General features: G+C 70.3%; 32 protein-coding genes. All 32 read right to left on the bottom strand.

Annotation, left to right across the window (positions count from 1 at the left end; all coding sequences use genetic code 11):
* Positions 1–70: 70 nt before the first annotated feature.
* Positions 71–370 carry a hypothetical protein gene (locus JOD48_RS12490; protein WP_204809356.1) on the bottom strand — a complete coding sequence of 100 codons (300 nt, stop codon included), beginning with the start codon at positions 368–370 and terminating at the stop codon, positions 71–73.
* Between the two features lie 32 nt (positions 371–402).
* Positions 403–1,095, bottom strand: a complete 693-nt coding sequence (locus JOD48_RS12485; RefSeq protein ID WP_204809354.1) for a hypothetical protein — start codon at positions 1,093–1,095, stop codon at positions 403–405.
* Positions 1,096–1,198: 103 nt separating this feature from the next.
* Complete coding sequence (locus tag JOD48_RS12480; RefSeq protein ID WP_204809352.1) at positions 1,199–1,726, bottom strand: phage tail tube protein; 528 nt, start codon at positions 1,724–1,726, stop codon at positions 1,199–1,201.
* A gap of 3 nt (positions 1,727–1,729) precedes the next feature.
* Positions 1,730–1,981, bottom strand: coding sequence for a hypothetical protein (locus tag JOD48_RS12475; protein ID WP_204809350.1), 252 nt, complete (start codon positions 1,979–1,981; stop codon positions 1,730–1,732).
* A gap of 63 nt (positions 1,982–2,044) precedes the next feature.
* On the bottom strand, positions 2,045–2,464 hold the full coding sequence (locus JOD48_RS12470; protein ID WP_204809348.1) for a hypothetical protein: 420 nt from the start codon (positions 2,462–2,464) through the stop codon (positions 2,045–2,047).
* Positions 2,461–2,856 (bottom strand): hypothetical protein, encoded by a 396-nt coding sequence (locus JOD48_RS12465; protein WP_204809346.1) that lies wholly within the window; start codon positions 2,854–2,856, stop codon positions 2,461–2,463. The genes JOD48_RS12470 and JOD48_RS12465 overlap by 4 nt, the downstream gene beginning before the upstream one ends.
* Entirely contained in the window at positions 2,856–3,296 is a 441-nt protein-coding gene (locus JOD48_RS12460) for a DUF6093 family protein (RefSeq protein WP_204809344.1), read from the bottom strand. The genes JOD48_RS12465 and JOD48_RS12460 overlap by 1 nt, the downstream gene beginning before the upstream one ends.
* Positions 3,293–3,694, bottom strand: coding sequence for a Gp19/Gp15/Gp42 family protein (locus JOD48_RS19555; protein WP_204809342.1), 402 nt, complete (start codon positions 3,692–3,694; stop codon positions 3,293–3,295). Before JOD48_RS19555 ends, JOD48_RS12460 begins: the two co-directional genes overlap by 4 nt.
* A gap of 15 nt (positions 3,695–3,709) precedes the next feature.
* Positions 3,710–4,120, bottom strand: coding sequence for a hypothetical protein (locus JOD48_RS12450; protein WP_204809340.1), 411 nt, complete (start codon positions 4,118–4,120; stop codon positions 3,710–3,712).
* A gap of 77 nt (positions 4,121–4,197) precedes the next feature.
* Positions 4,198–5,154, bottom strand: coding sequence for a major capsid protein (locus tag JOD48_RS12445; RefSeq protein WP_204809338.1), 957 nt, complete (start codon positions 5,152–5,154; stop codon positions 4,198–4,200).
* Positions 5,155–5,205: 51 nt separating this feature from the next.
* Positions 5,206–5,892, bottom strand: a complete 687-nt coding sequence (locus JOD48_RS12440) for a hypothetical protein (protein WP_204809336.1) — start codon at positions 5,890–5,892, stop codon at positions 5,206–5,208.
* Between the two features lie 74 nt (positions 5,893–5,966).
* Entirely contained in the window at positions 5,967–7,274 is a 1,308-nt protein-coding gene (locus tag JOD48_RS12435) for a hypothetical protein (RefSeq protein ID WP_204809334.1), read from the bottom strand.
* 1 nt (position 7,275) lies between these two features.
* Complete coding sequence (locus JOD48_RS12430; protein WP_204809331.1) at positions 7,276–8,733, bottom strand: phage portal protein; 1,458 nt, start codon at positions 8,731–8,733, stop codon at positions 7,276–7,278.
* A gap of 13 nt (positions 8,734–8,746) precedes the next feature.
* Positions 8,747–10,489, bottom strand: a complete 1,743-nt coding sequence (locus tag JOD48_RS12425) for a terminase large subunit (protein WP_204809329.1) — start codon at positions 10,487–10,489, stop codon at positions 8,747–8,749.
* A complete protein-coding gene (locus tag JOD48_RS12420; protein ID WP_204809327.1) occupies positions 10,458–10,910 on the bottom strand; it encodes a phage terminase small subunit P27 family in 453 nt (150 codons plus the stop codon). Before JOD48_RS12420 ends, JOD48_RS12425 begins: the two co-directional genes overlap by 32 nt.
* Positions 10,911–10,975: 65 nt before the next feature.
* Positions 10,976–11,539: a hypothetical protein gene (locus JOD48_RS12415; protein ID WP_204809325.1), complete on the bottom strand. Its 564-nt coding sequence runs from the start codon at positions 11,537–11,539 to the stop codon at positions 10,976–10,978.
* Positions 11,540–11,551: 12 nt separating this feature from the next.
* A complete protein-coding gene (locus JOD48_RS12410) occupies positions 11,552–12,439 on the bottom strand; it encodes a hypothetical protein (protein WP_204809323.1) in 888 nt (295 codons plus the stop codon).
* Between the two features lie 262 nt (positions 12,440–12,701).
* Positions 12,702–12,995 carry a hypothetical protein gene (locus tag JOD48_RS12405; RefSeq protein ID WP_239527409.1) on the bottom strand — a complete coding sequence of 98 codons (294 nt, stop codon included), beginning with the start codon at positions 12,993–12,995 and terminating at the stop codon, positions 12,702–12,704.
* Positions 12,996–13,456: 461 nt separating this feature from the next.
* Positions 13,457–14,371, bottom strand: a complete 915-nt coding sequence (locus tag JOD48_RS12400) for a hypothetical protein (protein ID WP_204809321.1) — start codon at positions 14,369–14,371, stop codon at positions 13,457–13,459.
* Positions 14,368–15,003, bottom strand: a complete 636-nt coding sequence (locus JOD48_RS12395) for a hypothetical protein (protein ID WP_204809319.1) — start codon at positions 15,001–15,003, stop codon at positions 14,368–14,370. The genes JOD48_RS12400 and JOD48_RS12395 overlap by 4 nt, the downstream gene beginning before the upstream one ends.
* 416 nt (positions 15,004–15,419) lie before the next feature.
* Positions 15,420–15,611 carry a hypothetical protein gene (locus JOD48_RS12390; RefSeq protein ID WP_204809317.1) on the bottom strand — a complete coding sequence of 64 codons (192 nt, stop codon included), beginning with the start codon at positions 15,609–15,611 and terminating at the stop codon, positions 15,420–15,422.
* On the bottom strand, positions 15,608–15,934 hold the full coding sequence (locus JOD48_RS12385; protein ID WP_204809315.1) for a hypothetical protein: 327 nt from the start codon (positions 15,932–15,934) through the stop codon (positions 15,608–15,610). Before JOD48_RS12385 ends, JOD48_RS12390 begins: the two co-directional genes overlap by 4 nt.
* Complete coding sequence (locus JOD48_RS12380; RefSeq protein ID WP_204809313.1) at positions 15,931–17,202, bottom strand: hypothetical protein; 1,272 nt, start codon at positions 17,200–17,202, stop codon at positions 15,931–15,933. Before JOD48_RS12380 ends, JOD48_RS12385 begins: the two co-directional genes overlap by 4 nt.
* Complete coding sequence (locus JOD48_RS12375; RefSeq protein WP_204809311.1) at positions 17,199–17,870, bottom strand: 3'-5' exonuclease family protein; 672 nt, start codon at positions 17,868–17,870, stop codon at positions 17,199–17,201. Before JOD48_RS12375 ends, JOD48_RS12380 begins: the two co-directional genes overlap by 4 nt.
* Positions 17,867–18,070 carry a hypothetical protein gene (locus JOD48_RS12370; RefSeq protein WP_204809308.1) on the bottom strand — a complete coding sequence of 68 codons (204 nt, stop codon included), beginning with the start codon at positions 18,068–18,070 and terminating at the stop codon, positions 17,867–17,869. The genes JOD48_RS12375 and JOD48_RS12370 overlap by 4 nt, the downstream gene beginning before the upstream one ends.
* Complete coding sequence (locus JOD48_RS12365; RefSeq protein WP_204809306.1) at positions 18,067–18,501, bottom strand: RusA family crossover junction endodeoxyribonuclease; 435 nt, start codon at positions 18,499–18,501, stop codon at positions 18,067–18,069. The genes JOD48_RS12370 and JOD48_RS12365 overlap by 4 nt, the downstream gene beginning before the upstream one ends.
* Positions 18,498–18,719 carry a hypothetical protein gene (locus JOD48_RS12360; protein ID WP_204809304.1) on the bottom strand — a complete coding sequence of 74 codons (222 nt, stop codon included), beginning with the start codon at positions 18,717–18,719 and terminating at the stop codon, positions 18,498–18,500. The genes JOD48_RS12365 and JOD48_RS12360 overlap by 4 nt, the downstream gene beginning before the upstream one ends.
* Positions 18,716–18,943, bottom strand: a complete 228-nt coding sequence (locus JOD48_RS12355) for a hypothetical protein (protein ID WP_204809302.1) — start codon at positions 18,941–18,943, stop codon at positions 18,716–18,718. The genes JOD48_RS12360 and JOD48_RS12355 overlap by 4 nt, the downstream gene beginning before the upstream one ends.
* A complete protein-coding gene (locus JOD48_RS12350) occupies positions 18,943–20,448 on the bottom strand; it encodes a ParB/RepB/Spo0J family partition protein (RefSeq protein WP_204809299.1) in 1,506 nt (501 codons plus the stop codon). The genes JOD48_RS12355 and JOD48_RS12350 overlap by 1 nt, the downstream gene beginning before the upstream one ends.
* Positions 20,445–20,732, bottom strand: coding sequence for a hypothetical protein (locus tag JOD48_RS12345; RefSeq protein WP_204809297.1), 288 nt, complete (start codon positions 20,730–20,732; stop codon positions 20,445–20,447). Before JOD48_RS12345 ends, JOD48_RS12350 begins: the two co-directional genes overlap by 4 nt.
* The gene (locus JOD48_RS12340) at positions 20,729–21,070 is read right to left on the bottom strand and encodes a hypothetical protein (protein ID WP_204809295.1); all 342 of its coding nucleotides are present in this window, start codon (positions 21,068–21,070) and stop codon (positions 20,729–20,731) included. Before JOD48_RS12340 ends, JOD48_RS12345 begins: the two co-directional genes overlap by 4 nt.
* Positions 21,067–21,576: a hypothetical protein gene (locus JOD48_RS12335; RefSeq protein WP_204809293.1), complete on the bottom strand. Its 510-nt coding sequence runs from the start codon at positions 21,574–21,576 to the stop codon at positions 21,067–21,069. Before JOD48_RS12335 ends, JOD48_RS12340 begins: the two co-directional genes overlap by 4 nt.
* Position 21,577: the final 1 nt, after the last annotated feature.

The following is a 21,577-nucleotide window of genomic DNA, read 5'->3' as shown; positions in this document are numbered from 1 at the left end:
CGGGCTCGGGCTTCTTGGGCAGGACGCCACGGGCTTGAAGGTCTTGGGGACCGTGTTCGTCGGGCTCGGTTCAGCCCTGGTCATTGCGGGCCTCGTCCTGTTCCAGCGGCCGCGCCCGTAGGCCCTGGTCGACCACGAGTAGGCGCAGGCCCGGGGAGAGGTTGTCGCCCTTGCGGTACTCCTCCTGGACCTCCTCCAGGGTTGCGGCCGCGTGGTCGACGACTTCCTCGACCGCGAACGTCCGGTTCGGGTCGGAGGCGATGTGCCACGGCAGGCCGTGGCTGCCGAGGGACGCCTCCCGCAGGAGGTGCCCCTCTGCCAGTGCGCGGTCGCGCGCGGACCACTTGGTGAGGTACTTCGTCGGGCGCACGCCCCACGCCTGGGCGGCGCGGAGCGCCAGGCTCAGGCCTGGGTGCTCGTGGAGCGCCCGCTCGATGTAGGGCGCGGCACCTCAGGGTCCTCCGACGTCGCCGCGTCGACGGCCGCGTAGAGCTTGTCGATCCACTGCTTGCCGTGCGGCTTGGACCGCAGCGCACGGAGGGCATCGACGCTGACGCTCGTGGCGGTGCCGCGGGCCGTCTCGATGCTCACCAACGCGGTGGCGATGAGCACGATCTGGCGGTCCTCGTTCGCCTTGGCGTTGGCGCGCTGGTGCTTCGCCGAGGCCTCCGCGAACGCGGCCCGGATCTTGTCGGGGGCGGCGTCGAAGTTCTTCGGGCGCAGCGGTGGCTTGGGCGGGGGCACCTCGTCGAAGGAGGCCTCGATCTCCTCCTGGGAGACCGCGCGGACCGTCCACGTCGAGCGGGCTGCCTCCCAGCGGTCCTCGACGTCCTCGCGTGCGGCGAGCAGCTGCTCGATCTCGGCGTCCTCGGCCGAGCCGCCCAGGGGCTCGTCGCCCACGGCACCGTCGCCGGTCTCGTCGTCGGTGTACCCGAGCTCGGCGAGCCGTGCCTCGATCGCCGCGAACTCCTCGGCCAGGCGCGGGTTGTTGTGGATCACCACCTGACGGCGGGCGACGGTGCCGGATTCGATCCAGCCGAGCAGGTCGAACGCGTCCTCGGTCAGGCCGGCAGGGGTCTCGGGGGTCTCGCTCACAGGTCTCTCCTTCGCAGGTCACAGGTCAGTCGTGCTGGGTCACAGGTCAGGTGGAGGGACTCCCCGGGTGCGGACCTGTGAGACGCACCCGGGGAGAGACTGGTCAGCCGCCGACGGCGGCGACGATCTTGAAGCGGCGCCGCGACTGGACGCCCAGCTTGATCAGGTTCTTCACGTACCCGTTGCGGTCCGAGGGCTCCTGCGGGTCGTCCGAGATGGCCTCGTAGATCCACCCCTCGTCGCCCAGCGCGAGCGGCACGGTCGCCTTCGGGCCGATGCGCTCGAGGTAGTAGGCCAGGACCCCCTTCTCCCCGATCGCGGTGAAGACCGTGTCCTTGGCCGGGTCCACCTGCCCCGTGGCCAGCAGCTGGCGCAAGACCGTGATGCTGCCCTCGTAGTTCGACGCGCCGAAGGTCGTCGCGGTCCCCTCCTTCTCCAACGGCTGGTCGGGCACCGTCGCCGAGCCGGTCGCGGACAGGCGGTAGTCGGGCTTGTTGATCTGTTCGCTGGTGTCGATCAGGTCCGTGAGCTGGGCCAGCGTGAGCTCGAGGACGTCGTCCCCGACGCTGTAGCCCGGCGGTTCGGTCAGGGTGATGTCGACCCTCGTGCGGCCGTCAGCGAGCTTGAGCATCTGTCACTCCTTCTCGCCCCGGCGCCCGGGGCGTGTGGTGGGTGCGGCCGGCGGCTGCACGGCCTGGTCCCCGGCGTCCGGGGCGTTGGTGGGAGCAGGGGCTTCCGAAGAGGCCGGGGGCTGCTCAGGCTCGCTCGCGGGGAGCGGGGACGGTGGGGTCAGAGACAGGTGCGGGCCGACGATCGGGTGACCGACCGCCTCCTTGCGCACCAGGTACTCCTGCCCGGTTCGGGTGTCGTAGGCCTGGACCAGCACGACGGGGCCTCCTTGGCATGGGTGAGATCCCCGCGCCGGGCGGCGTGGGGAGGTTGGGCGCCCTCAGGCAGGCGTGGAGGTGAGGCGGTACAGGTCGACCGCGTAGGCCGGGTGCTGCCCGCTCTGCTCGAGCTCGACGGTGCGGTCGACGGTGACGGCCTGCGAGCGGGGTGTCAGGTGCAGTTCGCACGCGCGTCCGGGGACCGCGGGCTGGGTGTCGTCGAGCAGAGCGCGCACGTTCCGCACGTTGACCAGCACGCCCTCGGGGGTGAGGGCCGCGACGGTGACGCCCAGGTCCTCGTCGAGCGCGGTGCGGATCCCGTCGAGCGTGAGGGCCAGCACGTTGCCGGGCGGGCACCACAGCAGCACGTAGGGGTAGACAGGCTTTTGCGGGACGTCGACGAAGTGCACGTCGAGCCCCGCCGGGGCCAGGAGCGCACGGACGGCGTCGATGTGGTCGAGCATGTCGACCGTCGTCGTCACAGGGTCTCCTCGAGGATGTCCCCGAGGGCCGCGACGAAGCCGGGCTCCTCCGCGTCGAGCGCGAGCTGCGGGTCGGCAACCGTTCCGCCGCCGCGGCTCGTGCCGTAGATCGCGACGTTCGCCAGCGAGCCGGGCGAGCCCTTGCGGGGCCCGATCTCGGCCTCGATGATCCCGACGCCGAAGACCATGCCGCCACCCATCGAGTAGTCGACCGCCGGCGTCACGCCTTTGAATGAGCGGCTGACGCCGAACGCTGCGCGCATCGTGGCCTTGATGTTGCTCGCCCCGCGGTGCACGACGGGGCGCACCTTCGCCTCGATGCCGCTGCCGGCCATAGTCAGGTCGGCCGCGAGTGCGCCGAGCTCGGAGGTGTCGAAGGTGATCCGGGTCATCAGTCCTCCTCGATGACGGCGACGCGCTGGGCTGTCGAGTGCGACTTCGCGAAGGGGCCGGTGACCTTGTAGGTCTTGCCGTCGAGGTTCGGGTTCGAGGCGGCGGAGGTGATGGTGACGACGTCGCCCTTGCGGAGCAGCGGCGCGGCGGCGGGGATGTCGAGACGGTAGCGCTGCTCGTCGAAGGTGTGCCCGGCGGCGACCGGTGAGGCCTCCTGGGCGTTGCTGCCTTGGGCCTTGCAGCGGCCGGTCTTCCAAGGGTGCTCGTCGGGCCAGGAGGGGTCGGGGTAGACGGTCAAGCGGGGCACGGTGGTCTTGCCGGTGACGCGGTCCAGGACCGGGGCGCCGAGGCGCTCGACGGTGCAGGTGTCGAGCATGAGCGACTCGGCGTCGGCGCGGCCCTCGGCGACGAGCGCGAGGAACTCCGCCGGGGTGGTCACGCGGGAGTCCCGAGGTCGATGGTGTACCCCTCGGCCAGGACGATCGGGGTGATCTCCCCGAGGAGGTCGTCCCACTCCTCAGCAGTGAGGCGCAGCTGGCCGTCGGAGACGACGCGGTCGCGGGTCTCGGTCTTCTGGTAGTCGTCGAACTGCTTGGTCTCCGAGCGGACACCGCGCGGGTTCTCGACCTTGCGGACGACGGCTGTCGCTTCGGCCCGCACGATCGAGTCGCGGGCCAGGCGCCCGGAGTCGACGAGGTCGTCGAGGTCCTTGAGCTTGCCGCGGATGTGGCTCTCGATGTCCTCGAGCCACGTCGTGACCTGCTCGCGCTCGGCGTCGGTGACGATGGGACGGCCGAGGCGCTTGCGCACGTCCTCGACGCCTGCGTAGGTGGCCACGGCCGTCCCCTCTCGTCAGTCGTCGACGACGGCGGTCACGCCGGTGTCGATGTTGTGCTCGATGGTCACGACCGTGCCGTCGGGCCGGGTGGCGGGGTAGCGCTCGACGCGCTCCTTCACCTTCTTCGTGCTGGTGCGCGTCGCGGGCTTCGGCGCGGGCGTGACGGCGTTCACGGTGCCGACGGCCTTGGCTGCCTCACCGGGGTTGGTCGGCGTGGACTGCGCTCGCTCGTCGGGGTCGGTCGTGTCGGCCGCACCATCGCCGGGGGCGGTCGTGGAGGGGGCCGTGGTGTCCGTGTCGAGCGTCGTGGTCTCGGGCGGGGGGCCGCTCGTGCCCTGGGGCTCGCTGGTCGTGCCAGCGTGCGCTGGGGCGGTGGCTGGGGCCTCGGTCGGGGTGTTGGACTTTGCGGTGGTTCGGGGCGCCATCGTGCGCTCCTCTCGGTCGTCGGTGATGAGGGGTCGGGTGCGCCCGTCCGGCGGCGGGCGGGCGCACCCGGAGAGGACTACTTGAGCAGGACGCCGCGCAGGCGGGCGGCGGCCTTGCCGCCGAAGATCGCCAGGCCGCAGTAGAACTCGATGCGGGTGCGGTAGGCCGGCTTCTCCTGCAGCTCGCCGAGGTCGTTGACCTGGACGCCGCCGTTCGTCAGGCCCGTGACGGCCTGGTCGCCCTCGTCGTGGCCGAACTTCACGGCGTAGAACGAGGCGGCGTCGGCCGCGGTGCCCTGAGTCTCGGTGGCGGGAAGGATCGGCGCGCCGGCGGCGGTGCTGCCCGGGTCCAGGATCGGGATCCCGTTCCAGGTCAGGACGCGCTTGCCGGTGATGTCCTCCTTGACCATCTCGACACCGCCGAGGCGACGGCCCGCCGAGCGGACCTTCGCCAGGCCCGTGGACGGGGCGTAGATCGCACCGTTGGTGCCGTCCAGGCCCGGGACCGCGGCCACGAGGGCGTCGAGCATGTCGAAGAACGTCTGGGCGTCGGAGGCGCCGTTGCCCAGGATCGGGGCACCGTTGGTGCCCGCGTCGATCACCTGGGCCCCGGTCAGGCGCTTCTTGAGCCCGTCGAAGCCCTTGGGGTCCACGGCCACGTCCCCGTTGAAGAACGTGTCCTGAAACTTGTAGGACGCGGCCTTGACCTTCATCGCGGTCTGGACGGCGCGCTGGTCGTTCAGGTTGCCGCGCGTCTGCACGATGAACCGGTCGACGTCCGCGTCGCCACCGAGGATGACCAGCGACTCGGTCGCCTGGTTCACGGTGCCGGTGGACTCGACGTAGCCCTCGTTCACGGATCGGAACGCGACGCCGGGGAGCGTTGCTTCCTTGTTGTACGCGTAGGCGTTGCCCTCGATCGGCATCAGGGGCAGCCGGTCGAGGATCGGGGAGGTCTGCACGAACGTCTCGATGACGCCCCTCTGCAGCTTGGTGTCGGACAGCTTCGCTGCCTCGGGCAGGGTAACGGCCATGTCGGCTCGTCCTTTCTCTCAGGTTGACCGGCGGGACATGGCCTGCCGGGGCTACTTCTTGGGGTTCTCGGCGTAGGCGTCGCGCAGCGTGCCCATGCCCGGGGTCGTGACGACCTGGTCCGAACCGCGCTCTCCCACACCGGGCACGCGGTGCTTGCTGGCCGAGCCGTCGTCGACGAGGTACGGCGACTTGGTCGCCAGGTCGTCGACGAGCTTCTTGACGGCGTCGGTGTCGACCTGGCCGTCGGTGACCGCGACCGACTCGAGCGCCTTGCCGAGCAGGGCAACGACGTCGCTCGGGGTGCGGAACTTCGCCTCGGCGGCCAGGGCCCGGACCTCGGCGCCGACGAGCGTCGCGGTGGTCTGGGAGGTGATCGACTCGCGCTCCTCCTTGCGAGCGTCCGCGATGGCCTTCTCCTGGTCGGTGAGCCCTGCAGCCTTGAGCTGCGCGAGCTCCTCCGACGCGGCCTTGAGCGCGTCGTAGTCCGCGTACTTGGCCGTGGCCCGGCCGAGTCGGTCGCTGATGATGCGGTCGAAGTCCGCCTGAGTCGCAGGCGGGGTGTACTCGCTCCCCGCTGCTGGTGCCGCCGCCGCTGCTGCGGCAGCTGCACCCCCGTCGCCCGGGTCGCCACCTTCGCCCGCGGTCATGAACCGCAGGCCGCGGAGGTTCAGGTGCTTCGGTACGCCGATGTTCGGCGCCTGATAGCGAGGGGAGGCGATGGTCATGGTGTTCGTCATGGTGTTCTCCGTAAGCCCGTCGGCACCGCCCGTTTCGCGCCGGGCGTGGGCGCCATCCCGCGAGTGCGGGGTAGTCACTGGGGCCAGATCTGGCCGCCCGTGGCGAGCCAGCGCCGGTACTCGGTCTCCGCGAGCGCGAGCTCACGGTCGGTGACCGGGCGGCTCGTGGCACCGATCCGGTTCACGCGCTGCCCGTGGGGGTCCGGGGTGTTCCCGAAGCCCGGCGAGGTGTACGGCGAACGGCCCTGCAGGGCCGTGAGGTACCGCTGCTCGGCGTCGTACAGACGCCGCTCAGCCGCGGTCATCGTGTACCGGCTGCGCGGGTCGCGGACTCCGGTGCGCCGCGCCTGCAGGACGGCCTCGGACGCGGCCCGGCGCGTACCGCCGCGGCCCATCTGCCCGAAGCCCTCGACCCGGCCGCGCAGCGAGCCACCGGCGACCTGCCCGGCGGGCAGGATGTACCCGTGCGTCTTGAGGAGCTCGAGCGCCTGGGCGCGTGAGGTGGCCTGCTTGTAGATCAGGTCGGGCGTCATGCGCCGCTGCCCGCGGGCCAGGCCCTGCGAGGCGTTGCCGCGACGGGTGGTGCCCTCGGTGGTGAACATCCCGTTGGGCGTCATGCCGCGCGCGGAGTTCGTCACCTGATAGATGTCGGCGCCGTCACGGATCGCCTGGGCGCGACCGGCCCCGAAGATCCTGTCCTGATCCGCGGCCGGCAGGCCCTGGAAGTACGCGTAGGGGTCGTCGATCAGGCCCTCGTCGAGGGCGGCCTCGGTGGTGCGGTTGCGGGCCGCCACGTGGACGCAGTCGCAGCGCGGGTGGCGGCGAAAGCCTGCGTTCCACTGGTAGAAGCGACCTGCGAGCGGCACGCAGCGATGGCAGGACGGCGGGTTGAGCATCCGCACGTACCCGCACGCGGGCCGGGCCACGATGTCGACCGAGGCCGCGACACGGCCGGCGTCCGCGACCTGGGTGCGCAGCAGCTGCTCGAGGTACTCGCGCCCCTCGTTCATCGCCCGGGCCATGCCCATGCCACCGGCCACGCGCTCCTTCACGGCCGGGATCGGCGAGTAGAGCGCCGCCTCGAGCGAGGCGCCCGACGAGGACCACCCGACCATGGCGGTCGGGTCGGAGAAGGCGTCGGGGACGATGTACTCCCCGCGCGAGGCGAGGGTGAGCGCGGAGTACGTCGCCCCGGACAGCGCGGCGTCGAACTGCACGTGCGCGATCGCCTGCGTCAGGTCCGGCAGGACCTCGCTCCACGACCCGGAGAGGTTCGACGCGGCGAGGTAGTCCCACGCCGACCAGCCGGCCTCGAGCGCCCGCACCTGCAGGCGCTGCACGTACCGGTAGTGCTCGATGGTCTCAGCAGGGATGGTCGCCACCTCAGGCCACCTCCCGCTCCACCTCGCCCAGCACCTGTCGACGGCGCACGTCGCGCTCCTCGCCGGCCATCTCGTCCCACTGGCGCACCTTCTGCGTCGTGGCGTCGGGAAGCATCGCCCACGCGGCCTTGCGGGGGAAGCCGTCGGCAACGAGCTTGGAAATCCCGTCCACGACCTGAGCGAAGGAACGCGCCTCGGCGTCGCCCCAGATGGTCTCGGCCGCCATAGTCGTGTGGTCGATTCCCAGCGCCCGACCGCCCAGGCGCATGAGCGTCTCGATGGACTCGCCCCACCCGCGCTGCAGGTCCTTGACGAGCGACTGCAGCGTCGACTCGGCGCCGGTCAGTGCGTCGCCCGAGAGGTTCGCCATCTTGGTCAGCAGGTACTGCGGGGGCACCTGCCCGATCGCGAAGAACTCCGAGAGGAACTCCGAGAGGACCTCGATGTAGTTCTTGAGGTTCGACTCGGCCAGGTCGAAGACCTTGGTCTCCGCGCCGGGGAAGACCAAGGCGCGGTCGACCCCGATCCTGCCCATCTGCCGCAGCATCGGGACCGGGTTGCCGTCCTTGTCGAGCTTCACGGTTCCGTCGGGATTCTTGGCCGGCGTCGCGTTCCCAGAGGTGTCACGCACGACCGGGTCGTAGCCGACGAAGACGCGCTGGCGGTACGCGCTGAACTGCATGGCGAGCAACGCGTTGAACCGGATGGTGTTGATCGCGTCCTGCTGGCGCATGAGCTTGTCCATGGCCGAGTGCGGCACGCCGTCGCCGTCGAGGCCGACGTCGAACGAGACGAACGGGACCTCACCGAAGCCGTGCTCACCCTCTTCAACCAGCGTCCAGCCGCCGGACCCGCCGATGGAGCCGGACCGCTCGAACTTGGCCCAGTGGGTGCGGTCGTAGACGTAGGCGCGCTCGGTGGCGGCGCCGAGGTTGACGTTGGCCGGCAGCAACAGGCCCGACGCCGTGGCCGGGGTGCTCAGCGAGACGCGCTTGACGACGAACTCGGTCTCGAAGGGGTCCTCCGGGTCGGGTTCCATCCAGACCCGCTTGGACGACTCGATCGCGAACTTCGCCGGGCGTACCGGGTTGTCGGTCTTGGTGACCGAGGCGATCCCGCGGCCGTGAACCATGGACTGGGTGAAGACGATCGAGATCCGCTCGTCCATCTTGTTCGGCTGCCACAGCTCGGTCCAGACCTTGAGGTCGGCGTCCTCGTCCTTGCCGGTCCGGAACCCGTCCGGCCGGCAGCGTTGAACGGGGGCGAGCATCGGGATCTCGAGCCAGTTCGCGATCGACTGCTCACGCAGCTCGAGGTACTCCCGGGACACTCCCTCGGGCGCGTAGGGCAGGTCCTGCTCGCCCCGGAAGTAGTCCTCGCGTCGCTTCCAGGCGGGCAGCTGCGCGTCCAGTCGAGCGAGGCCGACGTCGAGGCGGTCCCGAGCAGTGCGTGCGTCCACGGTGCCTCCTGTCCTAGTTGAAGCCGTACATCTCGGTGGAGATCTGCTTCTCGGTACCGCGAGCCGCGGCGCGGATTTTGCCGTCCATGGCGGTCACGGCGGCGGAGATGCCGTCGATGCGGGCCATGGACGTCTTACGGTTCGGCTTCACCGGGCGGACGTTGTCCTGGTCGTCGCGCTTGACGTCCACGAGGGAGGCCATCCAGCGCAGGACCGGGTTGCCGCCGTGGCGCATCGTGTGACCGCCCAGGAGGCGCTCGATCTCCTTGCAGGAGGGCGAGAGGCCCAGGAAGGTCTGCGGGACTGGGGAGAGCTCGACGCCGCCGAGCTCCTGGTCGAGCTCCTGCACGAGCTGGCCGGCGAACATGCGGTCGTAGGACACGCGCTGCATGTTGAAGTGGCGGTAGTCGCCGATCACCGCGGACTTCACCGACCGGTAGTCGATGACGTCGCCGTCGGTGGCCGTGATCAGGCCCCGGTTGACCCACTCGCTGATCGGGACGTGCAGGGCCCGCTCGAGGTCGACGATCTTCTCCTGCGGGATCCAGAACCGGGCGAGCAGGTCGAGCTCGACGCCGGGACGGTTCGACTCGACCCACACCGCCCACGCGGTGAAGTCCGAGACGGCGGAGAGGTCCAGGCCGCCCCAGGCGCGGCGGCCGGCGAGGTCGCCGCGGTCGACCGCGCCGTCACACTTGTCCCACTGGTCAAGGTCGAGCCAGCGGGCGTGCTCACGACGTCGCAGGTTCAGCGAGAGCCGCTCAAAGCCTGGGCGGGCCGAGGGCGTGGACTGGGCCTTCTGCGCCTCGCGGCGCATGTAGGCCATCGTCGGGGACTTCCCCAGGCCGGGGTTCGCCCGGCGCCAGGTCGACTCCGCGAAGGGGTCGTCCTTCTCGTCGGCCGCCCAGATCACGCCGTAGTGCCCGGGGTCCTTGACGACCCCGTTGGCGACGTTGCGCGTGTAGACGTGCTTCTCGTCGTAGATCGTGCCCTCTTCCGCCTCGTCGGCGGTGGTGATGAACACGACGAGGGGCTGGTCACGGGCGCCGGTGCCGGTCTCGATCGCCTCGACCAGGGCGCGGCGCAGGCGCAGGGTGTGCACCTCGTCGACGACGGCACCTGAGACGTTCAGGCCGTGCGCGGTTTCCGCGACGCGCGAGAGCACGCGCAGGATCGACCCGGTCTTGGGGACCCGGACGACCTCCTTGAGCGGCTCGACGCGCTTCTTGGCCGACGTGGAGGTCATGAGCATGCGCTTGGCGTCCTCGAAGACGCGGCCGGCCTGCACGGTGGAGCCGGCCGCGTTGTAGACCTCGGCGCCCGGCTCGCGGTCGGCTAGCAGCAGGACGTTGGAGATCCCCGAGGACAGCGTGCTCTTCCCGTTCTTGCGCGGGACCTCGATCCATACCGTGCGGATGACCCGCACGACAGCATCGATCTCGGCGTCGTGGTAGACCCACCCGAAGACCGGCGCGAGGATCCACACGAGCTGCCAGGGGTCCAGGCCCTCGCCGATGCGCAGACGGACGCCGGCCCAGCGGCCCTTGGTGTGCTTGAACAGGCCCAGGGCTCGCAGGGCGCGACTCGCGCGCTCGACGTCGAACCACGCGCCCTCGGCCTCGTCGGCCTGGAAGGCCAGGACCAGCGGGGCACGCTCCTGAGCGTCGGCGATCTGCTCGGGCGCCAGCCCCAGCTCAATCAGCGCGTCGTAGGGAACCGGGAGCTCAGTCGAAGATGTCGTCTTCGTCCTCGTCATCGCCGCCACCTCGTCCGCCGAGCCGGGTCGCTGCGGACGGCGTAAGGCCGAGCTCGCCGACGAGGGACCGGAAGTGAGATCGGTACTGGTTCAGGACCGTCGTCCAGGGGTTCTTCACGAGCCCGCCCCGAGCGCCGTCGACGACCATTCCCTCGAGGGAGATCGCGCGTTCGCCCTGCTCGATGCGGGCCCAGGTGATGCACAGGTCCACGAGGGTCTCCTGCTGCTCACCGACCAGGCCGACCGAGCGGTGCAGGGTGGGTGCGAGCTTGAGCCACATCGCGGCCGCGGTCTTGCGGGCGCGGAGCTCGGAGCGGCGGGGCCCGGGGAAGACCTCCGACCACTTCGGCTCGCGGAGCGCGGAGGGAGGCAGCGTGACCGAATCCTTGACCGGTCGGTGGCCGGGGTTTCCCTCACGCACGACGGCTAGGGCGGGCTTCGGCTTGCGTCCAACGGTGGCCAAGTATCCCCTCCCGCCTGAACTCGTCAATCGGCTCCGAACAGATCGTCCAGGGGCACTCGGTTCTGAGCCGAAATCACCACGGCGTCGTCACTCTCAACGACGCCCATGAGCACCCAGAGGAGCCAGACCATTCGGATCACGGGATGGATGACGAGTACGAGTCCCAGCTCAAAGACCCATGCCGCAATCCAAAGCTCCCCGGAGACGGCAAGCAGAGCCGCCACCGTGGCCCCACCAGCCGCTGCGAAGGAACTCCCGATCACAGAAGTCCAGTTGCGTCTGAGGCTCCGCCCCGCTCGAACCCTGAAGGTCAGAAACTTCACCGACGTCGAACCAAGGCCGAACACGATCACGACGCCTGCGAAACCGGCGGCTAGGGCAGAAGCACCCGAGAGTGAAAGATAGATCGTCACAGTGTTCTGCACAGATGACTCAGACGGCTCCCGCAGCGCGTCCCAGAAGTCCAGGGAGGGCAAGAAATGGGCTAGCACCGCATGCGCCGCCACCAGAAGGATCAACGAGACCGTGACGCCGCGAGGGCGATCCTGGAGGAAAGCGACCACTCGATCGCGCAGTCGCGACACCATGGCTCACCTCCGTCAGTTTGCGTCGCGGAAGCCCTGGATCGCCTCGCGCATCGCTGCCAACACTACGGCGGGGGTAGGACGCTCTTCCTCTGAGTCGCCGACAGTCACCTTTTCGGTGACCTTCTCCTTGAGGAAGTTGACCTGTTCGCGTGCGAACTTGCCGCCGGGTCTGGGAGAGATCAGCGTTGCCTCGGCCTGGCTCATGCCTGCAGTGCCGAGCAAGTCACCGAGCTCGGCTGCGTAGACCTGCGCTCCGTCATGATCGGGCTGGGCGTGGCCGAAGCTGAGTCGGAGTTCGACCGAGACCCCGCCTCCGCCGATGTTCTGAACGTGTCGGAGAGCACCAGCGATCTGACCTGGCTGCTCCGTGAGCGCGTCTGGCTCGAACTTCACATGGAGGTTGCTTACCCCGGCAGCGGCCGCAAGCTTCTCTGCGGCGTCCCGTCGAAGGACCGGGCGGAGCTCGAACGTCTGCTCCCTGTCGACGAGGCCCATCACGTGGGCGATCCACTTCTGAGCGGCTTCGAAGGTCGGTCCCGCTGACGAGCGCAGGACCGCGACGTAGTTGTTTTGGCCGAAACCACGTAGGTACATCGGCTCCATGAGCGACCCGTCGATGTCGAACTGCTCTTCGTCATCTCCTCGGACGACGTCTGGGAAGTCCGAGGGCGGGCGTCGCTTGGCGATGTACAGGTAGTTGTCACCGCTCACAGGCTCGCTGCGAGCGGCACCTCGATATCGTCGGCCGTAATTCACGAATGTGCGCTGCTCAGCGTCGCGCGATTGGACATAACTCTGGAGGCGCTGCCAGAAGTTCTCGTCAATCTCGTGAACCGAACCGTCACCGTTGATGATGACCGGTTCGAGGAAGTAGATCGTCCGCTGCCGTCCGCGTGCCATACGCCCTCGCACCCTTGTGAGCTGCGCCCCCTGTCGGCGCGTGTGGCACGAAGGTACCAGCGGCACGGGCTGTCACTCTCCGAGCTTCCGGCTCGCTGTGGCCGTCCGACTGACAAAGCCGCAGGTCAGTGACAAAAACGCCCCATTTCGCGGGTGTGAGATTTCACCTCCCCGGCGGTACGGCGGTCCGCCGGCCGAGGGGGTGCCCCCCACCCTCTATGTCCGGTTTGCCCGGCGCGATGGGTGCATGATTCCGAGCGAGCTAGCGACGTCGGCGAGCGCCTCGGCGTCCGCCTGCGGAGCGGTTGCAGCGCTCGCACTCGGGGCCCTGGTGCGCGGTCCGGTCGTCGGTGTGGCCGAGGTCCCATCGGTGACCGTCGAGGATCTCGTGACCGCAGCGAGCGCAGTGCAGGATCTCGCCGGACGCGAGGCGGGCCTCGTAGTGCCGGCGCAGGGCCTCGTGTTGGGAGTCGTAGCCGCGGGCCTGGCGTGAGCCTCGGCGTTCCTCGCGCTCGCGCTGGTGCGTCGGGCAGTAGCGGACGCCGGGGGCCAGCATGGCCGAGCAGGTCGGGGAGCCGGTGCAGGGCCTGGGTAATGCTCTGGGTGACACGTGCTCTCCCGCCGTCGCTGGTGACCCGTGCCGCGATCCCGTGGTCGATGTGTTGCACGGTCCGGGCGATGGCGGGAGGGGTTTGGGTACGCGAAAGGCCCGGCAGCGTGAGCTTCCGGGCCTTCGGGTCAGATTTTGGGCTCAGCGATAACACCGAACGGTGACAGCCTAGATCACATCAGTGCGATTTACCATCTCGACGGGCCAGACGTATCCGCACTTGCACCATGCGTCGACTTGGCCCGAGGGCCGGAACACGGTCAGCCAGCGTTTGTGACGGTGCAGCCCGAGCCTCAGCAACAGGTGGTCCCACCTAGTCATGGCCTCCGCAACTCGTCGTCCTACGGAAACAGAGTCCTGGGGGTGGACGGCATCGCTGTCGCCCTCTGGGGCCACGCTGTCGGATGTCATGAAGCGACCTTCTCACGTGCGGTGTTTGAGAGAGCGGCGATGTCGGCCAGGACGTACAGGGCGCGGCCGCGGTGGTCGAGTCCCCAGAACCGGATGCGTGGGGCGAAGGGCACGGCCATGGCGCGGTCACGCTTGAGCACCTGGTTGATCGTGTTGCGCTTCACCGAGGGGCAGATCGCGCGCGCCTCCTCGAGCGTCACGACGACGTCGGGGTAGGTCTCGGGCAGGACGGCCACGTGCCAGCGGTTCACCGCTTCGAGCTGACGCCGACTGCGCCAGGTCATGCCGCACCCGGTGCACACGGCATCGTCCGCGAGTCCCTGCAGGGTCCACTCGCGGACGATGGTCCCACCGCAGTGGACGCACGGGGCCGGCTCTCGCTCGGGCGCCAGGCCGGCGAGGCGCCGGACCACGGCGCGGGTCTCGCGGGCCTCCTGCAGGTAGACGTCCCACGCCGGGTGGTGCTGCGCCGCCCACAGGGTGTGCGCCTCGAGGTAGGTCAGGGTGTCGTAGCCGCCGGGGCTGTACCCGGATCGCTCGACCCAGTCCTCCACCCACGACTCGAGCAGGCTCAGGGTGCCGGTCGCTGTGCGCAGCGCGGAGGGCCCGTGGGCGTTGATGTTGTCCTGGGCCGCGTCGAGAGCGAAGGGTAGCCGCGAGTCGTCGACGGCAGAGGCCGGCCCGCTGACGTCGTAGCGGATCGCACGGAGCCCCAGGACCTCGCGGGTGACGTCGGGCAGCTCGCGGAGGTAGTCGCGGATGTCGGCGATCACCTTGCGGGCTCCGTCGAGGCACGGGTCGCAGATCGTGAGCGCCGTCGCCAGGATGCGGCCGCAGTCCTGGCAGTGAGCGAGCGGGGCGGGAGCGTCGAGCAAGGTGGTCCTCCTGGTGACGAGGGCGGGCGGGGTCATGCTGCGGGGTCGTCGAGGTCGGCAGCGGCGTCCTCGGTGCTCTGGTTGAGCCAGACCTGGTGAGCAAGGCGGGCACGGCCGCAGGCCCCGCACTTGCGATCGGTGCCGTAGGGCTGGTGCTTGGGGCAGAAGGGTGAGGTCGGGTCGGGCGTGCGCGGGATGGGGGCCTCTCCCTGCTCGCCCTCTCGCACCCACTCCCTCTCTCCCTCTCTCCCTCTCGCTCTCTCTTCTCTCTCCCTCTCCTCTACCCCGAGGACCTCTAGAGGACTTCGAGAGGCGGTCACGTGGGTCTGGCGGGGAGGCGGCGACGGGATCTTCGACGCGGTCGGGTGGTCCTGCGAGGGCCAGTCGAGGATCGCGAAGTACGTCCGGCCCTCGGCCTCGTAGAGCTGGATGAAGCCCGCCTGGTCGAGCCAGTCGAGGTGCTCGACGATCGAGTCGTTCGTGATCGTCTCCGACAGCGGCCACAGGTCGCTGCGGACCCGGGCCGGCGTCGCGGAGCCCCGCCCGTGGTCGTCCGCGATGAAGTACAGCCCGAGCCCGGTCTGACGCTGCTCGGTCGTGAGCTCCATCAGTGTCTCGTCGTCGAACATCACGGGCGGGATCTTCCGCTGACGTCTGGTCACGCTCATACCTGGCAACTCCTCGAAAGATCAGTCTCAACGCAGCCGACATCTCGGCCGCGGCAACGCGGTAGCACTCGGTCCAGCCCCGACGGCCGGGCAGCACGCCCTCGGCCGCGGCCTCGCTGTCGAACGCCCGCTCGAACCCTGTCGCGAGCTCACGCAGCGCATACCGCTCGAACCCGGCCGGGCTCTCGCGCCACAGCGCGACAACCCGGCCACCGGTCGAGGTCAGGCGACGCAGCCGGTTCTGCTTCCAGGCGCGGCCGACCTTGACGATGCCGAGGTCGTCCCAGACGACGACGTAGGTCATCGCCAGCGGCGGGATGTACACGGAGCTCATGCGGGGGGCGGTCCTTCGCGTCTCAGGCGGGGCGGGTCAGTCGGAGCAGCGACACTCGCCGGTCTGCGGGTTAATCAGTCCGTCACACGACGGGCACCTCTCGGGCATCTGGGGTCACCTCCTCGGCGTGGATCGCACGGTGCTCGGCGAACAGGCTCGGGCGCACGTGAGCGGCGCCCTGCTCGTCGACCCAGCACCGGTAGGTCACGAGCGCGTGGCAGGTCGCGCACCACAGGGCCACGGACTCGATCGGCGGCACCTTCGGCTTGCTCACCCGGCACCAGCCGCGAGCGCCGGAGGGGTCGTGAGATGCACCTTGGCGGCCCCGGCATGGTCAAGCGCGATCTTCCGGCGGGCGGCCCACTGGATCGCGGCGAGCGGCTGTCGGGCCTCGATCGCGTGCTCCTCGAACGCCTCAGGGTCGATACCGCGCGCGAGCTCGGCGACGTCGATCGAGTCGAACGCGGCTCGGGCGAGGTCGGGCATGGTCGCGCCGAAGTAGGGTGCCGAGATGCCGGGCGCGATCTCGGTCGGGTCGGTGTGGGACCGGATCGTGCTCTCGATCGCGGCGCCCGCGCGGTCGATGGGGGCGGTCATCGGCTTGCTCCTCTCAGGTGGGCGGCGACGGCCCGTCCTACGTGGTGGACCATCGCGCGCTCGTGCGGCAACAGGAACGTCGACCCGGGCGTGAGCATCTCGCGGGCTGCCAGGGCGACGACGGCGTCGATCTCCGCTTCGTCCACCACGGGCGGGGCAGGGAACACGGCCAGCACGGTGGTCACGGCCGTCTGTGCGTAGTCCCGGAACATCGCTGTCAGCACCGGATCGCGGTCGGGGTTCCAGTCATCGGACAGGGCTCGTGCGACGGTCTCCACGAGCTCGTCGTCCTCGCGTCGGGCGTCGGACACCGGGACGCCTACCCAGGCGTCGAGGTCGTCGGCCAGCCCGGGGCGCTCGGACCGGACCGCCGCGCTGTACGCCCGGATCGCGGTGACGGCGTGCGGGTCGTGTCGCGGGTCGAGCACGAAGTACCCGCACTCCTCGTGCTTGCCGGTCGGGTCGGACGTGCGCTCGACGCGGTACTTGGCGCCCAGGCGCTCGGCCTCGCGGCGGGTGGCGGACACAGGGGCGGGTGCTGGGTGAGCGGCGTGGAGATCCCACGAGCCGCGCCACGGGGTCGGGACCCAGGTCACATCGCGCCCGGTCGCCTCGCGGTGCATCTGGATGAAGCACGGAACGCAGCAGATGCCCTCGCGCCCGGTCTCGGCCGCCCAGGCGGCAGTCGCGGTCTGCCAGTCCTCCGCGCTCGCGCACCAGTTGATGTCGTTCCGGGCCCCGCAGCGGTGGCAGTAGTCCTCGGGGTGCATGTCGGGCCAACCCTGGTCGCGCTGAGCCTTGATCCACTCGGGATCCACGCGGTGCTTCGTCTCGGGTGCCGGGTGAGCGGCGAGCAGGGCGTCAGCGAGGATCGACGGCAGGGCCTCCGCTGCGAGCCGGTACATCTCGCCGGCAGGGATCTCGGAGTCGGGGTCGATCAGGTCGCCGTCGGTCGTGCCAAGCATCGCGGTCTTGAGCTTGGCGAGGGCGGTGCGCAACCCTGTGTTGGCGGCGCCAGTGTCCAAGGTTGGGGGCACATCCTTGGATAGCGCCGCGGCGGCCGGGACCAAGAGGACAGCGCCGGCATGGGCGATCATGAAGTCGGTGGCCATGCCAGATGTGGTGAGCCAGCGGCCCATCGACGTGCCGTTTGCCGTGTCGATCTTGATCCCGACCTCGCTCCGCCAGGTCCCGACCAGGCGCACGACGGTCTTCACGGGAGCGTCGTCGACCTGGGCCCGGGTAAGTGTCTGGAAGTCGTCGGTCATCGGTTCGTTCCCATCACTTGGTCGTAGATGTCGCGGGCCCAGCGGGCGTCGCCCATGGCGGTGTGCCGCTCGGTCGTGGGGGGCTCGACGCCGATCGCGCGGGAGAGATCGTCGGAGTCCCACGGCGGAGCGAGCGCGGGGCGCTCGGGTGCGGACAGGGCGCCGACGAGCAGCGGCTGGCCAGAGAGCACAGCTCGTCCCAGCTCGGCGGCGAGTGGGGCGTCGCTAGCGCCGGCGAGAAGGCGCGGAGGCATCGCGGCGAGGTAGCCGACGGCGAGGCTCTCGACGTCGATCAGGTGGTAGTGCCACGGGTCGCGGACGTGGGGGCCGATCTCGGCGCGGAGCAGGCGAGAGATCCGCTCGGTGTCGAAGTTCGGCACCGCCCCCACGACGTGGACGGGCTCACCGTCCGAGCACAGGAAGTCGAAGATCCGGTGCGCGGCCCTGCGCTTGCGCTCCTCCTGGTGGTGCCCAGGGAAGCGAGCAAGGTGGTCGGCGCGGAACGACTCAGGCAGGTGGCGGCACTTGTCCTCGTCGTGCTCGATGAACAGGTGCAGCTCGATCTCGGTCCCGTCGGGGTCACGGCGGATACCGGCGAACTCCCAGATGTCCGCGTCGAGACTGAGGCCGGTCGTCTCGATGTCGAGGAACACCAAAGGAGCGGTCATCGCGCACCACCGGTCAGGCCGGCTTCCGCCGAGAACCTGGAGCTGGGCGCCGACTGGTCAAGGTTGTGGGGGTCAACCTTGACCAACGCGGACGCGATGGCCGCGAGCGCCACGATGAGGATGAGGGCGATGATGCCTCCGACGGGGCTGGGCGTGGCGCGGTGGCGGGCCGTGCGACGTCGGGGCTGGGGTGCGGTCATGCGGTCAGGGCTCCTTGGGTGGTTGGGTGCTCGCGGCCGACGTCGGTCGGGTTGATCGGGGTCAGGAGGAGGCGGATGCGCAGGGGCCCGTTGGGGTAGGTGCGCACGGGGTAGGGGCCTTCGAGGAGGCCGTCGCAGTCGTCGACGAGGACGCCGGCGTCGACGAGGCCGTCGACGAGGGCCTTGACGGTGGGGTAGAGGTTGCCGGTGTCGCGGCGGTGGTTCGTCGGGAAGCGGAACTCGGCGCGGATCTGGACCGGGACGAGGAACGGGCGAGGCAGCGCGATCGTCCTCTTCCCGAGCTCGGCGCCGAGCGCACGCCAGGGGCGGGCTCGGCGGCCGAAGACCTTGGTCTGCCCGCGCAGGGCGTTCATGTTCAGGAGGTCGCCGGGCCACAGGGCGTGCGGGATCTCGATCGAGTGGGCCGTCACGCGACGGCCTCGCTCGCCGGAGCCACGATGACGCGCACCGCTCCAACGGGTACCAAGGCGGCGTGGCAGCGGTCGGCAGGGTGGTTGCCGAGGTCGAGGCAGACCAGGGCGCGGGGGCCGCGCCGCTGAACGAGGACGATCGGGGTACCGGGGGTGTAGATCCCGGTCGGGGTCGCGACATCGGCCGTGAGCTCGGCCGCGAGCACGGCGCGGTTCACGAGGCACCTTCGAAGAGTCGGGCGGTGCGCTGCTCGTCGATTAGGGCGTCGCCGAGTACTCGAGCGGACGACGTCGACGCGAACGCCCACGGGCCCGCGGCGCGGGTCCGCTTGGCCTCGTGGCGAGCGCGCACGACCTCGAGGTCCTCGCGCTCGCCCATCGGCAGGCCAAGCGAGGGCGTGGCCGGGTTCCCACCGGCCAGGACGTTCCCGACGGCGCGCATCAGGCGGCCGCTTTCGCGGTCTGGGCCTCGAGGAACGCTGCCTCGACGTCGGCAAGCTCGTACCCCCACGAGCGGAGCGTGGTCAGGTGCGCGACGTGGAGGTGGGCCCAGTAGTCGCCGCGGTGGAAGTCGCGGGGCATGACCTCCTCGACGGATGCGGCCGCGAGCGCCACGAGGTAGCGCGTCGCGAGGGCGGGAGTGGTGAGGCGCTCGGCGATGTCGGTGCCGGTGGCCGCGGGCTTCTTGGGCCACAGGTACTCGCGGGCCTTGGCGTGGTTGCCGCCGTCGGCGCTGGTGCGCAGGGCGAGGATGCGGCCGACGTAAAGGGGTGCGTCGGCGGGCATGGTGGTGCGCTGTAGGAACTCGGCGATCCACGCGAGGCGCACGACCTCGGCGGCGTCGGCGGCCTTGTTGTCGGTGATGAGCTGGCGACGCTCGGCCTTCTTCTCGTCGGACTGGGGGCCGGTCGCGGCGCCGGCGGTGTTCGCCGCGGAGCGCTTGTGGTGGCCGTTGCTCTTCCAGTCGGTGCAGTAGTACAGGGCGTGGGGGCGGTGCTTGTTGATCGAGTGGTCGTAGGTGGAGCTGACAACCGCGGCGTGCCCGGGGCAGGATGCGTGCTTGTCCGGGCTGATGGCGGGACCTGAGTAGGCGGTCGCGCCGGGCTTGTCCGTGAGGTCGCCCAGGCTGAGGGTGGACCGGTCGTCGTAGCGCGGGCGCTCCTCGAGGACGGCGACCCCGGCCGCGGTGAGCTCGGCGCGCACCACGGCCTTGGCTGCCTCGAGCGCACGGTCCTGCCGGACCGACTCGGCGCGATGTGCCAGGCGTCCGGGATCGGTCGCTGCGACTTCGGCGAGCTCGGCGACGACGGCGGGGTCGTCAGCGAACTCGGCGATGACGGCGCCAGCGACGAGGTCCTCGACATGGTGCTCCGCGAGCGTGGCCGTGACGGTGGGTGTGGCCGCGAGCGCCAGGGCGGCCTCGACCTGGTCCTTGGGGATGCCGAGCTTGCGCTTGATCGTGGCTGGGGAGCGGCCGAAGAGCGAGAGCTGCTGGACGGCGTCGACGCGCTCCTTCGTCGTCAGAGCGGCGCGCTGTTCGTTGATGACGTACTGCGCGGTCAGGCGGGCCTCGTCGTCGCCGATGCCGTCGAGCACGACGACGTCGACCAGGGGCAGACCGACCTGCAGGGCACCGAGGGTGCGACGCTGGCCGTCGACGACTAGGAGCTGGCCGAGCGGGTCACGGCGGACCTGGATCGGGACGAGTAGCCCGTGCTCGGTCAGGCTCGCGAGGAAGTCCTCGGTGAGCCGGGTGTCCTTGCGGATGTTCTCGTCGACGACGAGATCTCCGGGCCAGACCTGCAGGCGCTCGGGCCCGTGGTGGGCGGGTGCCGCGCCGGTCAGGGCCGCGAGCGCCGGCCCACCGTCGGGCACTGCGGAGAGAGCGGGCACCTGGGTGCGAGTCTTAGTCTTAGGGCCGCCGTCGGCGGCGTACACGGGGCTCATGGCGTGTCCTTCAGGGTGCGGGTGCGGACGGTACAGGTGGCGTAATGGATGAGCGCGGGGTACTCGGACGAGGCGGGTTCCTCGCGGCGTCCGAGAGGCCGGCAGATGGTGCGGCGGCGGTCGGTGGCGTGCGAGGGGGCGATGCCACAGCCCGGGTCGTAGGTCACGTTCAGCGGGACGGTCGCGCCCTTGCGGGGCTCGGTCGCGATGATCCGCACGAGCTCGATCCGCTCGCCGCACCCGGGACGGCCGTCGTCACCGCAACGAACCGGGCCGCGGCTCATGTCGGTGCGCCCATGCGCTCGTAGACGTTCACGCGGGCGTTGTGCGCGGACCGTCCGGTTGAGCGGACCTGGTGCGCGACGACCTGCCCGCCGACGCTGAAAATCACGGGGTCGATCTGGCCGGCCTTGCACGCGGCGTAGAACAGGTGCGCGCGCGACGCGGCCGGGATCTCGGCGGCGTCGAGGTGCTCGCGGACGTCGTTGATCGAGAACCAGGTGCCCGGCTCGATCGCCTCGACGATCGCGCGGAACGCCGTGCGGTGGTCGTCGGTCAGCCGCTCGCCCGATCGGGCGACGCCCTCGGTCTTGAGGGCCTGGCCCTCGTCGACGGCGGTCACGCCGTCGCCTCGAGCACGAGCGACGGGTCGTGCTTGACGCCCCAGACGGCGACGATGCGCCCACCAGCGGCCGCAGCGTGCCGGCCGAGGTGTTCGGCGCGGCGGGTGCAGGTGCGGCGCACCGTGACGCCCGGGCGGGCGCCCTTGAATCCGTGACGGTCGTTGCACATCTTGGGCCAGGCGCCGCCGGTGAAGTCCCAGACGATCGGGACGACGGGGTCGATCAGGTCGTGCTCGGTCAGGACCCACACGGACCAGTCCGCCGCGGGCATCGTCGTGGACGACACCGGGGCCGCGTTGACCGACTCGGCCCTGATCATGTCGTAGGCGTCGTCCGTGGCGCGCCGAGCTGCGAACCCGGCCCACGCCTCGGGGAAGGCAGGGCGACGGACCGCGCGCTCGGCCTCCCGGTGGCCGAGAATCAGCTCGAGCGACGTGGGCGTCGAGCGGGTCAGGAAGCCGTCGAGACGGTCCGGGGCCGACGCGGGTTGGGTCTGATCGGACATG

The sequence above is a fragment of the Oerskovia paurometabola genome, assembly GCF_016907365.1.
GTDB lineage: Bacteria > Actinomycetota > Actinomycetes > Actinomycetales > Cellulomonadaceae > Oerskovia > Oerskovia paurometabola.
Note: the sequence above shows the minus strand (reverse complement) of the source record. Positions and strands in the feature narration are given on the sequence as shown.